Annotated in this window: 12 protein-coding genes; 5 read left to right on the top strand and 7 right to left on the bottom strand. The window is 61.4% G+C overall.

Annotation, left to right across the window (positions count from 1 at the left end):
- Window position 1: 1 nt before the first annotated feature.
- Entirely contained in the window at window positions 2-2,170 is a 2,169-nt protein-coding gene (locus tag BLT26_RS11545; RefSeq protein ID WP_091514053.1) for a TonB-dependent receptor family protein, read from the bottom strand.
- 210 nt (window positions 2,171-2,380) lie between these two features.
- Here BLT26_RS11545 and BLT26_RS16755 point away from each other — a divergent pair, with 210 nt between their 5' ends.
- Together BLT26_RS16755 and BLT26_RS11535 are read left to right on the top strand one after the other, a co-directional pair.
- On the top strand, window positions 2,381-2,839 hold the full coding sequence (locus BLT26_RS16755) for a GNAT family N-acetyltransferase (protein ID WP_091514050.1): 459 nt from the start codon (window positions 2,381-2,383) through the stop codon (window positions 2,837-2,839).
- Between the two features lie 127 nt (window positions 2,840-2,966).
- Entirely contained in the window at window positions 2,967-3,635 is a 669-nt protein-coding gene (locus BLT26_RS11535) for a phosphoadenosine phosphosulfate reductase domain-containing protein (RefSeq protein WP_175453099.1), read from the top strand.
- Between the two features lie 70 nt (window positions 3,636-3,705).
- Here the strand turns inward: BLT26_RS11535 and BLT26_RS11530 are convergent, their stop codons facing one another.
- The 6 genes from BLT26_RS11530 to dnaA form a co-directional block, all read right to left on the bottom strand.
- On the bottom strand, window positions 3,706-4,743 hold the full coding sequence (locus BLT26_RS11530; protein WP_091514046.1) for a S41 family peptidase: 1,038 nt from the start codon (window positions 4,741-4,743) through the stop codon (window positions 3,706-3,708).
- Window positions 4,744-4,914: 171 nt separating this feature from the next.
- Complete coding sequence (locus tag BLT26_RS11525; RefSeq protein WP_175453098.1) at window positions 4,915-5,802, bottom strand: LytTR family DNA-binding domain-containing protein; 888 nt, start codon at window positions 5,800-5,802, stop codon at window positions 4,915-4,917.
- A 116-nt stretch (window positions 5,803-5,918) separates the two neighbouring features.
- Window positions 5,919-8,339 carry a DNA topoisomerase (ATP-hydrolyzing) subunit B gene (gene gyrB / locus BLT26_RS11520; protein WP_091514040.1) on the bottom strand — a complete coding sequence of 807 codons (2,421 nt, stop codon included), beginning with the start codon at window positions 8,337-8,339 and terminating at the stop codon, window positions 5,919-5,921.
- 17 nt (window positions 8,340-8,356) lie between these two features.
- Window positions 8,357-9,451, bottom strand: a complete 1,095-nt coding sequence (gene recF, locus BLT26_RS11515) for a DNA replication/repair protein RecF (RefSeq protein ID WP_245720694.1) — start codon at window positions 9,449-9,451, stop codon at window positions 8,357-8,359.
- A 134-nt stretch (window positions 9,452-9,585) separates the two neighbouring features.
- Window positions 9,586-10,692 (bottom strand): DNA polymerase III subunit beta, encoded by a 1,107-nt coding sequence (gene dnaN / locus BLT26_RS11510; RefSeq protein ID WP_091514033.1) that lies wholly within the window; start codon window positions 10,690-10,692, stop codon window positions 9,586-9,588.
- Between the two features lie 31 nt (window positions 10,693-10,723).
- Window positions 10,724-12,226, bottom strand: coding sequence for a chromosomal replication initiator protein DnaA (dnaA, locus tag BLT26_RS11505; protein WP_425435283.1), 1,503 nt, complete (start codon window positions 12,224-12,226; stop codon window positions 10,724-10,726).
- Between the two features lie 558 nt (window positions 12,227-12,784).
- Here dnaA and rpmH point away from each other — a divergent pair.
- The 3 genes from rpmH to yidD are packed head-to-tail and all read left to right on the top strand — an operon-like array spanning window position 12,785 to window position 13,579.
- Entirely contained in the window at window positions 12,785-12,919 is a 135-nt protein-coding gene (gene rpmH, locus BLT26_RS11500; protein ID WP_091514029.1) for a 50S ribosomal protein L34, read from the top strand.
- Window positions 12,920-12,953: 34 nt separating this feature from the next.
- On the top strand, window positions 12,954-13,349 hold the full coding sequence (gene rnpA / locus BLT26_RS11495; RefSeq protein ID WP_091514025.1) for a ribonuclease P protein component: 396 nt from the start codon (window positions 12,954-12,956) through the stop codon (window positions 13,347-13,349).
- Window positions 13,346-13,579, top strand: a complete 234-nt coding sequence (gene yidD / locus BLT26_RS11490) for a membrane protein insertion efficiency factor YidD (protein WP_091514022.1) — start codon at window positions 13,346-13,348, stop codon at window positions 13,577-13,579. The genes rnpA and yidD overlap by 4 nt, the downstream gene beginning before the upstream one ends.
- Window positions 13,580-13,600: the final 21 nt, after the last annotated feature.

The raw sequence follows: 13,600 nt of genomic DNA, 5'->3' as shown, positions 1-13,600 counted from the left end.
ATCAGAACGCGTACTTCACGCCCAGGATCGCGGTGCGCGGCTTGTTGGCGCGCGCGCCGTCGGGGCTGCGGCTGATGATGACCTGTTCGTCGAGCAGGTTGTCGATCTTCAGGTAGCCGCTCAGCGCCTGGCTGAAGTCGTAGTGTGCCGCCGCATCCAGCACCCACAGTGAGTCGGTGTAATCGTACTGGTCGGAGGCACCGCGGTTGCAGCCGGTGTTCACGCACATCTCATCCTGGAAGGCGGCTGTCAGGTTCACGCGCCACGCGGCACCACTGTCGATACCGGTGGTCAGTGCGAAGACATTCTCCGGCAGGTAAGCCAGGTTGTCGCCTGCCAGGATGGAACCGTCGTCGCTGTCCGCGGTGGTCTCGGCATCGGTGTAGGTGTAGGTCGCGCGCAGCGGCAGGATCCAGCCATTGGCGAGCGCCCAGTCGTTACCCAGGGACGCCTCGAGACCGGTGATCTCTGCCTCGCCCAGGCCGAAGGTGCCGCTGTCGGCGCCATCCGGGCAGGGCACGGCGACGGAACAGTTCTGCACGGTGTTCTCGTAGTCGCTGTAGAACCCGATGAATTCCGCGTTCAGGGACCCGTTATCGAAACGCAGGCCGCCCTCGTAATTGGTGGACAGCTCCGGGCCGACACCTTCCTTTGAGCCTGCACCCGGAGGCGCGAAGCCGCGGTGCACGCCGCCCAGGACGCTCCACTGGCCATCGATGTCATAAACCAGGCCCACACCCGGCAGCCACTCGTCCACCTGGTTGGAGCGGTAGCTACCCTCCTCATTGCGGGCCACGTCGTCGTAGCGCTGCTGCTCGGTGCTGATGTCCTCGTAGCGCAGCACGGTGGTCAGGGTCAGTTTTTCCGCCAGCGCGATATTGTCGTAGATGAACAGGGAGGTGGCATCTGCCTCCTCGACGCGGTTGTTACCGCCGGTGGGCAGTTCTTTTTCCACAAACGCCAGGGCGCCGTCTACCTGGTTGAAGATTTCAACCGGCTGGAAACGGTCCACTTCGTCGAAGTGGCGACGCACGCCGACCTCGAGATCGTGGGCAATCGCGCCGGTGTTCAGCTGCCAGTCCGCGCTCACCTGGATTCCGCGGGAATCGTAGGTGCGGTTGTTGTGCTTGACCTCCAGGCCGGCAAAATCCATCTCACCATCCAGCACGGCCTGGGCGAGGGAGTCGCCCGCGTTGGCGGCGTCCAGCAGGTCGCCGGCATTGTTCGACTTGAACCAGTCACGCTTGAACTTGTTGTAGTAGGCCTGGGTGTGCAGGGAGAAGCTGTCGCTCAGGGCGATGCTGTGATTGAGCTGCACGGTGCTGTGACGGTTCTGCATCTCGTCCAGGGCGGTAAGGCCGTAACGACGGTTCGGGTCCTCGGCGAAATCGGCATCGGTGAGGCCGACATAGCTCATCCCGGAGAGCTCTTCGGAGTACTGCAGCTTCACATCCAGCTGCTGCTGGTAGGTGGCGCTGGCATCTGACTTCAGGCGCCCCTTGACCAGGTAATCTTCCTTCTGGATATCGGCACTGCCGGCGCGATCGATTTCCCGGAAGCCGTCCGCGTACTGCTGGTGGGTCTCTACCAGCCAGCCAGTGGTTTCGGTGCTGCTGCCGTAGTAGGTGTGCAGGCGGTTCTCGCCATTCTGGCCTGCTTCTACCTTCACCACACCGGTGGTGGCTTCGGGAATCGGTGTGCTCAGGAGGTTCACCGCCCCGCCGACGGTGAAAGGACCGTACTTGAGGGTACCCGGGCCTTTCAGCACCTCGATGCCACTCAGGCGACCGGTGGTCGGGAAGTAGTAGGCCTCCGGCGCGGCGTACGGAGCCGGCGCGGCCAGCACACCGTCTTCCATCAGGGAAATCTTGCTGGAACGGCCACTGCCGGAACCGCGGATGCCCAGATTCGGGCGGAGGCCATAACCGTCTTCTTCTCGGAGGTAGACACCCGGCACGCTGCGGACGATGCGATTGATATCGGCAAACTCAAATTTCGCCAGTTCCTCTGCATCAACCAGGTGTGCCGAGCCCGGGAGCTCGCGGATGGTTTCGGCATCGCCGATTACGGCTATGGTCTCGAGCCTGGTTTCAGTCTCCTCAGCCATCACCGGCGCAGCGAAAGAGGCGGTCAGGGCGATCGCCAGTGGCGACAGGACAAAGCGGTTCATGAATCCTCCATGGACGGTGTGATTATTTGATTGACTTTGTAAATGAGAATGATTCCATTTTACTATCAAGTTCTCAGGTGCGCTACATGTTCGCGGGAAAATTTATGCCGAAAAGCGGGAAATTTGTTGATCTATATCAATTTCCCGGTGTTCGTCGCGGCCGCCGCCGCTGATTAAGATTCGCAGCGAGCACTCACTAACGGTGGCGCGATGATTCGTCGACTTATAACTTCGGACGCCGAGCGTCTCCAGCGGCTGTGGATGGATACCTTTAGCCAGGCCCACCCCTCCCTGCCGCTGTGCTACTGGCGGGCAAGGCTACCTGACCTTCATCGGTGCTGGGGTGAAGAAACTGTACTCGTCTATTGCAGTGGGGGAACGGATCGCGCGGATGGGATGATCGCCACATCTAAAGGGGGGGAACTAACCTGCCTGTTTGTCGCCCGGGCCCTCCAGGGCACCGGCGCCGGCAGCGACTTGTTGTCCGGCGTGCTCGGGACGCAGCCGTGGCTATCTGTATGTGTGCTGGAGGAGAACCTGGGGGCGCGGTACTTTTTCCAACGGCACGGTTTCCGCGAGCACGAGCGTCGCTATTGCCCGGTGGCCCGCCAGGACCAACTGTTAATGCACCGGGCTGGGAGGCGGTCCAACCTCCGGACGCGCGCCTAGCTTGCTTGCGACTGGTTATAACTTATTAAGCTATCTTCACTCTTTTTTATTATTTTTACGCGGTATTCCTACGCAGTAGCATGCAGGCTCGAGAATCCGCAGCAGACCGAACGGGCAAGGACCAGACGTGGCAAGCAAACCGATCAGCGCGCTCCCGCAGCGCACCTTTCATCACGGTGCCGACCTGGAGGCCCTGAACCAGAGGTTCAGGGATGCCAAACCCAGTGAGATCATGCGCTTCACCATCGAGCAGGCCGAGAACCCGGTGGTGTTCACCAATTTCCGTCCCCTGGCGGTAGCCTTCCTGCACCTCGTCACCCGGGCGAAGCCGGATATTCCCGTAATCTGGGTGGATCACGGTTACAACACTCCCGAGACCTACCGGCACATCGAGCGGCTGATCAAGGATTTCGACCTCAACCTGCACACCTATTCGCCGAAGATGTCAGCTGCGCACTATAACGCCGTTTATGGAGGTATCCCGCCGCTGGATACGCCGGAACACGACTTCTTCTCGCGCACGGTAAAACTGGAACCCTTCAACCGGGCGATGCAGGACCTCAAACCCGATGTATGGCTGAACGGCATCCGCCACGACCAGAACGCGCACCGCAAGAACCTTGATGTCTTCACCAGGGGCAACCACGGCACCATCCGTGTCGCGCCTATGTTCCACCTGCGGGAAATCGACGTCGAGGAGTACGTGTACGAAAACGAGCTGCCCGACAACGACGTGTATTTCGATCCAACCAAGGGTGAGGAGCACCGGGAGTGCGGGTTGCTGCTGGAGAAATAACTTGCAGCCCCCTGGTCGGCACGGGTTTGTGAGTCCCCACCAACTCCACACCCTCTATCTCTCATTATGTCTAGCCGCGCAGGAGCTCGACCGCCGTGGCCAGTGCGTCGGCTGAGGGCACTTCGATATCCGGCGCTACCCCCCTTCCATCGAGACGCTTGCCGTCGACCGTGTAGTAATCCGCAGTGGGCATGAAGAGTGTCAGCCCCGGGCCCACGGCGAAGGCCTCCCCGTTCAACATCTTGCCGGCGGTGGTTTCCCCTACCAGGGTGGCACGGCCGCTCCGCTGGAGCCCGTAGACGAATGGCTCACAGGTGCTAGCGGTGTCGCCATCGGTGAGTATCAGGATCCGGCCGGTGAAGGGGCTTGGATGCCCTGTGAGCTGCAGGCGGAGCCCCTCCTGGGTGTGGATACCTTCACGAATCAGCCTGAAACTGGCAGCCGTGAATGGCGGGAATTTGGCAAAGTCGTCACCGGTGGGGGCGCGCCCGTGCTGGTCAAACCAGCGGCGGGTGACGAAGGCGCCGCCGTCCATGGTCTCACCGACCAGGTAATTGGCGAGAGGCAGCGCCGCTTCCACGCTGCCGCCACCGTTGCCACGCAGGTCTAGGATCAGCTTTTCCGGCGCCATGCGATCCAGCTGCTCGATCACGCTTTCCATTCCGGCCCGGCGGCCGCTGAACGAGCGTACGCGGAGATAAACGGTCTGCGCTTCCAGCCTCTCCAGCTCGTAAAGATCCGCGCTTTTCCCGTCTCCACTCGATGCTGCGGCGCCGGAAGCGCGTGGGCGTTGCACGGTAACACCGTAATGACTGAACGGCAGTTTCTGTGCGCGCTGCCAGAACCAGCGGGAAAAAGCCGCCCGGCTATCGAACGCCGGCAGGGGCGCCTCGGCCGCTTCTTTTATCCCTACCCAGGCGGGATGGTCGAGCTGGGCCGGGTCGTAAAGGTTTCGCTCGGTGGTGTCGATGATGGTTTCCAGCACCTCCCGGTAGTCAACGTCGTGGGACGCGGGCGCCTGCCCGGGATCGCGCGCGCCGGCCGGGGCCGCGATCACCGCCGCGGTGAGGAAGAGTGCCTGAATGGATCTTAAGGTGTAGCGAGACATGCCTGCCCTCCTGTTTTGTTGGTGAAGCCAGCGTATTGGTCTGGCGTCTCCATGGGCGAACAGTTTGGGGTGAACAGGCGGTTTCAGGTACGGGTGGCGGGATTGCTGGGAGGAACGGCAAGGGGCAGGGACGGGTGGCAAACGCTAGCGCTGCCCCGCTGACCGCCTGCTTCAGGAAATGCGAGAGAGCTGTGGCTGCAGACCGGCGACATAGCGACGGGACACCGGGATGGTGGTGTCGGTGCCGTCGAGCGTGAGCCGATAGCCGGCTGAGTTTCCGGAAGCCCAGATGACACGATCGAGGTTAACCAGGTAGCCCCGGTGGCAGCGTACCATGCTGGTGTGCTGCAGCTGTCGCTCGAGGGCCGTCAGGCTGGAGCGTAACAGGTGTACAGCGACCCCGCCCCGGGCATCGTGGAATATCTCACAGTAATTATCGGCGGAACTTATCCAGAGAATCGCCGACTGGGGCAGCCTGATTCGATCGCCCCGATTTTCCCCGATCAGCTCCAGCTCTCGTGTGCCGGGTTCTGCCGCCGGAGCAGCAGGTTCCGGGTTGCCCGCCGGCCGGGGGCGGTTGCGCTCGGCAGTTACGGTTGAATGGACCAGGTAAGCAGTGGGTAGTGCCCCCACGAGGAAGGCCAGCCGGAAGAAGTAGAGCATTCCGTCCAGCGTCCAGGGATGGGGACTGATCACCAGCACGAAGTAGCAATAACTCAGGGGAGCGGCCAGTAGCAATGTCACCAGTGCCACGAGACTCTCAAACCACCAGCGGCCACGGGCGGACGCCCGCCGCGCGATGAGAAGGTGCCGGCATATGCCTCCAAACATGGCTGCCAACGCGACCGGCAGGGCATAACCCGCGAGCTTCAGTCCTTTGAATGGCAGGGTGTCGCCGGCAGTGCCAAACGGCTGGAAGGCGAGCAGGATAAAGACAGCACCGGCGGCCAGTATCGCCGCTGGCCGCCAGATAGCCCGGCCCCGGGGCGTCGGTGCGACTCTGACAGCCACCTGGGGAGTATGGCCGTGGTCCTTCTGTCGCTTGGATATCTGCTGCATGGAAAGTTTGCCAGTCTCATACAACGCGTAAAACAGTGTCCTGCCGCCCGCCGGATTAGTAAGCATTCACTCACTCGCCGGCGGCGGCCTTGAACACCTCGTCAGCCGGGGGCTGATCAGACGTCCAGGTTCTCCACCGCGAGCGCATTGCTCTCGATAAAGTCCCGGCGCGGCTCTACCTGATCCCCCATCAGGGTAGTGAAGATCTGGTCCGCGGCGATAGCGTCTTCCACTGTTACCTGCAGCATGCGGCGCGTCTCAGGGTTCATGGTGGTTTCCCACAGCTGCTCGGGGTTCATCTCGCCCAGGCCCTTGTAGCGCTGGATGCTGTAACCGCGGCGACTCTCGTTCATGAGCCACTCCAGTGCCTCGGGGAAGCTGCTGACCGGCTGCTGCTTCTCGCCACGCTGGATATAGGCGCCCTCTTCCAGCAGCCCGACCATTTTCTCCCCCAGGGCCCGGATTGCGCGGTATTCCGCCGACTCGAAGAACTCGTGATTGATCAGGTAATCGCTGCCCACGCCGTGGGCGACGATATGGATATGGGGCAGGAACAGGCCGCGCTCGGTGTTCTCCTGCACCGTGACCTCGTGGCGGCGGCCACCGCCGTTCGCCTCGGCCTGTAACTGCTCCTGAAGCTTGTTACACCACTCCTCCATGGCCTGGCGTGACTGCAGGTCTTCGGGTGTAAGGCTTGGCAGGTAAATCATGCTGCGCAGCACCTCATCCGGATATACCCGGGAAAGGCGGTCGATAGTATTGAGTACTGAACGGTACTCGGCCACCAGGTTTTCCAGCGATTGCCCTGACAGCCCCGGCGCCTCCGGGTTTACGTACAGGGTCGCGCTGTCCAGGGCGGCACTGGTAAGGAACTGGGTCAGCGCGGCCTCGTCCTTCAGGTACTGCTCCTGCTTGCCCTTGGCAATTTTGTAGAGCGGCGGCTGGGCGATATAGATATGCCCACGCTCGATAAGCTCCGGCATCTGCCGGAAGAAGAAGGTCAGGAGCAGCGTGCGGATATGGGCACCATCCACATCGGCATCCGTCATGATGATGATGTAGTGGTAGCGCAGCTTGTCCGGGTCGAACTCGCTCTTGCCGATACCACAGCCCAGCGCGGTGATCAGGGTGCCGACTTCGGCGCTCGACAGCATCTTGTCGAAACGCGCCTTCTCGACGTTCAGGATCTTGCCCTTCAGGGGCAGGATCGCCTGGGTGCGCCGGTCCCTGCCCTGCTTGGCAGATCCGCCGGCCGAGTCACCCTCCACCAGGTACAGTTCGGAGAGCGCGGGATCCTTCTGCTGGCAGTCGGCCAGCTTGCCCGGCAAGCCGGCAATATCCAGTGCGCCCTTGCGGCGAGTCATTTCCCGCGCCTTGCGGGCCGCCTCGCGCGCCTTGGCGGCATCGATCATCTTGGTGACGACCGACTTGGCCTCCTGTGGGTTCTCCAGCAGGTAGTCGCTGAAATGCTGCGCCATTTCCTGTTCGACTGCGGGCTTCACCTCGGAGGAAACCAGCTTGTCCTTGGTCTGGGAGGAGAACTTGGGGTCCGGCACCTTGACCGAGATGATGGCCGTGAGGCCTTCGCGGGCGTCGTCACCGGTAGTGTGGATCTTGTCCTTTTTGCCCAGGCCCTCTTTTTCGATGTAATTGTTCAGGCCGCGGGTCAGGGCGGCGCGGAAGCCCGCCAGGTGCGTGCCACCGTCCCGCTGGGGAATGTTGTTGGTGTAACAGAAGATGTTTTCCTGGAAGCTGTCGTTCCACTGCAGGGCCACCTCGACGCCGATGCCATCCTCGCGCTGGCTCTGGAAGTGCAGCACCTTGTTGATGGGGTTCTTGGCATGGTTCAGGAATTCCACAAACGCGCGCAGGCCACCTTCGTATTCGTACACCTCTTCCTTGCCGCTGCGCTCGTCCTTGAGGACGATGCGCACACCGGAGTTCAGGAACGACAGTTCCCGCAGGCGCTTCGCAAGCTGGTCGAAATGAAACTCAATATTGGTGAATGTCTCGGCGGAAGGCTTGAAGTGCACCGCAGTACCCGACGTATCGGAGTCGCCCACCACTTTCAGGGGCTCCTGTGGCACACCGTGGCGGTAGACCTGCTCATGAATCTTGCCGTTGCGGCGTATGGTCAGCTTGAGCTCTTCCGAGAGAGCATTGACCACCGAGACCCCAACACCATGGAGTCCGCCTGACACCTTGTAGGTGTTGTCATCGAATTTTCCGCCGGCGTGCAGCACGGTCATGATGACCTCAGCGGCTGAGACACCCTCCTCCTCGTGCATCTCGGTCGGTATTCCGCGACCATTGTCAGAGATGGATACCGACTCGTCCGGGTGGATGACTACGCGGATTTCGTCACAATGACCGGCGAGGGCTTCGTCAATGGAGTTATCCACCACCTCGAAGACCATGTGGTGGAGACCGGTGCCGTCGTCGGTATCACCGATATACATACCGGGGCGCTTTCGAACTGCATCCAGCCCCTTCAGCACCTTGATACTACTGGAGTCATAGCTATTCTGCTCTGACATTGATTCACTCCATTCAACTATTGCCTGTCGCCCGCAGTGGGGACGGCTGTGATTTTGCCATGTTCCACGTGGAACATCGTTGGGGTATTCCAGGGAGACTCCAGGCCCCTCCAGGGACGAGCCGTTGCCTCCGCATCGATTCCCGTGACCAGCACCTGCCCCGAGCAGCGGCTTACCCAGCGGGCAAACTGCTGCTGGTTTTCCTCGTCCAGCTCCGCTGGCAGGTCATCCACCAGGAACACCGGCTTATCTCCCCGCTGGCGCACCACCTCTGCCATCGCGGTGCGCAGCGCGCAAACCAGCATCTTCTGCTGGCCCCGCGAGAGAATGTTGTGAGCCGGTTCCCCGGCCACGGTAAACCTCAGGTCCGCCCGCTGTGGACCGATGCGCGTGTGCCCCTGCGCCATATCACCCTCCCGGGATAGCCGCAGGGCCTCCCCGAGGTCCAGTTCCTTGCGCCAGCCGCGCCGGTAGGAAAAGTCCACGCGGGATACCGGCGAATCGCCGAGATCCCCTTGTAGGCCCCGCAGGGCCGCGCTGAGGGCGGCAAATGCCTGGGACCTGAAGTGGTCCACCTCCACGCCAGTGGCGGCCATACGCTGCTCCCATACCGCCAGGGACGATGGGTCGATTTTACCACGACGAAGCAATGCATTTCGCTGCTTCAGGGCAATTTGATAGTTTTTCCAGGCCCGGATAAAGGAATGTTCCACGTGGAACACTGTCCAGTCCAGCAGGCGTCTCCGCACCCCCGGACCGCCATCCAGCGCGGAAAAACTTTCACTGTTTATGACCTGAAGCGGAAGCAACGCTGCCAGCTGGGAGCTGGATTCCGCATCCCCATGGTTTACGCGGATGCGCCCGCCGCCTGAGGCCAGGCGCTCGATGCCGAGCGTCGTACCTCCGGCCAGCTGTCCGAACACCGTCAATTGTCCACTTCCCTCTTGTATTACCGAACTGTGATGCCTGGTGCGGAAAGAGCGACCGGAAGAAAGCATATGGACGGCCTCCAGCAGGGAGGTCTTGCCTGACCCGTTCTTACCGCAAAACAGGTTTACCCCTGTCCCCAGAGTCAGATCTGCATGGGCGATATTGCGGAAATTAGAGAGCACCAGGCGCCGGAGAGTCACAGCGCCTCCGCTTTCGGCAACCGGACCGAGAGGTCGGGGGAAGATGAAGCTGCCGAAACCGGGCCGGCTTCGGCAGCAATCAGGGAGGGAAATCTGGCGAGATTCACAAACAGAGGTTACAGCCGCATCGGCATGATCACATAGAGAGCATCACCCTCTTCCGGCTGTTGAAGCAGTGCACTGCTATTGGCGTCAGCCAGCCCGATACGGATCTGGTCGCTGTGGATGGCCGCCGTTACGTCAAGCAGGTAGCTGACGTTGAAGCCGATCTCCAGCGGCTCACCAACATAATCCACTACCACCTGCTCTTCCGCCTCTTCCTGCTCAGGGTTGTTGGCAACGATCTGCAGCAGGCCTTCCGAAACCTGCAGGCGCACACCACGGTACTTCTCATTGGACAGGATGGCAGCACGGGAAAACGCCTGGCGCAGCGCCTGGCGGTCTGCGTAGATCTCGTTGCCGGTAGCCCGCGGCAGCACCCGCTCGTAATCCGGGAACTTCCCATCCACCAGTTTGGAGGTAAACGTGAACTGGCCGCTGATTACCCGGATATGGTTATTCCCGAGCACCACCTCGGCCGGTGCGTCAGTATCCTCCAGCAGGCGGCCCAGTTCGAGCACGCCCTTGCGCGGCACAATTGCCTGCAGGGGGCTATCCACATTGAGACCCGGGGCGTCCCGGTCACACATCGCCAGCCGGTGTCCGTCGGTCGCGACCGCGCGCAACTGCTGCGGCCGGCACTCGAGCAGCAGGCCGTTCAGGTAGTAACGCACGTCCTGTTGCGCCATGGCGAACCCTGTGGCCTCGATCAGCCGACGGATCTCGCGCTGCGAGATCGAGAAGCGGGTCTGCGCACTCGTCTCCTCCTGGTTGGGGAAATCGGTGGCCGGCAGGGTGGACAGCTGGAAACGGCTGCGCCCGCTGCGGAGAATCAGCCGCTCACCGTCCCGCTCAAACTTGAGCTCGGCGCCATCCGGCAGGGAACGGCAGATATCCAGCAGTTTGCGCGCCGGGACAGTCACCTCCCCTTCAAGCTCAACCCCGTCCACCGGCAGCCTGCCGACGATCTCCACTTCCAGGTCGGTACCGGTAAGGGATAACTCCTGGCCTTGCAGTTGCATCAGCACGTTGGCTAGTACCGGCAGGGTCTGGCGTTTCTCCACCACGCCGGCGACCAGCTGCAGCGGTTTCAGGAGGGCGTCCCGGCTCACATTGAATTTCATGGTCTTTCGCCTTGTATTGTCGTTTATTGGTTCAGGTGGTCAGGGAGCGCGTTAACAGTTTCACGTCCTCTCGGATATCCCCGTCGGACTCCTGCAACTCCCGGATTTTACGACAGGCGTGTAACACCGTCGTGTGATCCCGGCCACCAAATGCATCACCGATCTCCGGCAGGCTGTGATTGGTCAGCTCCTTGGCAAGCGACATGGCAACCTGGCGCGGACGCGCCACCGAGCGGCTGCGGCGCTTGGATAACAGGTCAGCTACCTTGATCTTGTAATACTCCGCCACCACCCGCTGGATATTGTCGATACTGACCAGTCGATCCTGAAGCGCCAGCAGGTCCTTCAGCGCCTCGCGGACCAGTACGTCGTCGATCGGGCGGCCCGTGAACTGGGCGTTCGCCACCACGCGTCGCAGGGCGCCCTCAAGTTCGCGCACATTGCTGCGGATACGCTGGGCAATAAAGAAAGCGGAGTCGTGCGGCAGGTCGACACCTACCTGCTCAGCTTTCTTCATCAGGATGGCCACGCGAGTTTCGAGCTCGGGCGGCTCCACTGCAACCGTAAGGCCCCAACCAAAACGGGATTTCAGGCGCTCCTCAAGCCCGTCGATCTCTTTCGGGTAACGATCGCAGGTCAGGATGATCTGCTGCCCCCCCTCCAGCAACGCGTTGAAGGTGTGGAAAAACTCCTCCTGGGAACGCTCCTTGCCGGCAAAGAACTGGATGTCATCGATCAACAGCGCATCCACCGAGCGGTAGTAACGCTTGAAGTCACTGATGGCATTGAGCTGCAGCGCCTTGACCATATCGGCTACGAACCGCTCGGAGTGCAGATACACCACCTTTGCGTTGGGGTTGCGCTCCAGCAGCGCGTTGCCAACCGCATGCATGAGGTGGGTCTTGCCGAGCCCCACACCGCCGTAAATAAAGAGGGGATTATAGGCCCCACCGGGGTTATCGGCGATCTGCTGCGCCGCCGCCAAGCCCAGCTGGTTCGACTTGCCTTCAACAAAAGAGGTAAAGGTGAAATTGCGGTTGAGGGAACTGCCGTGCTTGATCGCCCCCTCCACCTCCACGTTGCGCCCACCCTCGGCGGCCGCACGGCCGGTGGGGCTGGCACCGGCTGCGGGCACCGCGGGCCCGGCCGGTGCCGGGGCCCGCACGTCAGTAAGCGCCAACTCATGACTACTCACCTGGTCGGCTGTTGCCTCCTCCGCCGCAACCGCCTGCGGGGCGACACCCTCCTCGCTGACCGGGGCTGCAACCGCGCGCCGCCCACCATCTGCCGGGGCCTCCGCGCCACGCCTGCCGCGGGAAAACCGCGGCGCCGTGGCCCGGGCAGCCGACTCCAGTACGATGTCGGGTACCTGCCCGCCACTGTAATGTGCCACCAGCTCCCGTATGCGGTTGAGGAACTTCCCGTTGACCCAATCCAGTACGAACCGGTTAGGGGCCTGCAGACGCAACTCACCGGCCGCCGCTGAAGTCACCCGCAGGGGCCGTATCCAGGTGTTGAATTGCTGTGCGGGCAATTCATCCTGCAAACAGGACGCACACTGCTTCCAAACGGACTCAGACAAGGAACCCCCCAAAAAACCACAAATATAGAAATTATCATCGCGGCGAAACCGGCCGGCACTCCACCCGGGAGCGCACCGGCACCGCGCAAAAGAGACGGGGATTATACCTTTCCCCACCACCGGTTATCCACAAGCGAAAGGCTTTTTACTAAAAAAATTCGGCAAAAAAATACCCTAGTTTCAACAATTTGCATAATTTCTAACCAGCATACCGACCAATGCGGGGAAAGTTATCCACACGGAGCTGTTGATATCTTGGGACCAACCGGTGGGCACCTCTCCGAGAGCGGCGCCCAACCTCAGGGCCGGATCCGGAAGCTAGACTTAACCCGTCGGGCATGAACAAAAAAGCGCGTTTCGCGCCCCGCCCGCGTTGATTTAGCTGGTGTCTTTCTATACAATCCGCCGCCTTCGCAGTGCACAGCTCCGCCCGCAGCGGGCCGGGGGCAAGGGCCGCGGCCGGGGGAAGCCCCACGATTTTCCGAATACAAAGTCTCAGGTAGCAAGACCATGAAGCGTACATTCCAACCCAGCAACTTGAAGCGCAAGCGCAACCACGGCTTCCGTGCTCGCATGGCAACCAAGAACGGTCGCAAGGTACTGGCCCGTCGTCGCGCGAAAGGCCGCAAGGTACTGTCTGCATAAGAGGCTCCCGCCCGCGGGAAGCCCCTCTCTATATATGCAAGAGCAACGCAGCGACTTCGGATTTGCCAAGCCGCTGCGCCTGCTCAATGCGGCAGAGTACCGCGCCGTCTTTTCCGGCACCCAGGTGCGCGCCGCACATCCCAGTCTCCTCATCCTCGCCGTCCACAACGACCTCGGGCATCCGCGCCTGGGTCTCGTCATTGCCAAAAAGCACGTCCGCAATGCAGCGGACCGCAACCGGATCAAGCGCATCGCCCGGGAAACCTTCCGCCTGCGCCAGCACTCCCTTCCGGCCATCGATGCCGTCGTGATTGCACGACCGGGTATAGGCGATATGGACAAGGCGATCCTGGCCAAGCTCTTTGACAAGCAGTGGCGCAAACTCGCCCGCCGGGTACAGGAACAAAAGGAAGGGGCGCGGAAGCGATGAGCTGGCTGGCAATCAGGCTGATCCATGTCTACCGCTACCTGCTCAGCCCGTGGGTGGGGAACCAGTGCCGCTTCTACCCCACCTGCTCGCATTATGCGGAAGAGGCATTAAAAGCACATGGATTCCTGAAAGGGGGTTATTTAAGCGGCCGCCGCCTTATAAAATGCCACCCTTGGCACCCCGGCGGCCTGGATCCGGTTCCACCCGCTCCCGACACGAAAGACCAATAGCAAACTTCTAGAAGATACCCC

It is taken from the genome of Microbulbifer yueqingensis (assembly GCF_900100355.1).
Lineage (GTDB): Bacteria > Pseudomonadota > Gammaproteobacteria > Pseudomonadales > Cellvibrionaceae > Microbulbifer > Microbulbifer yueqingensis.
The sequence above is the reverse complement of the archived record's forward strand: the minus strand, read 5'-3'. Positions and strand labels throughout refer to the sequence as shown.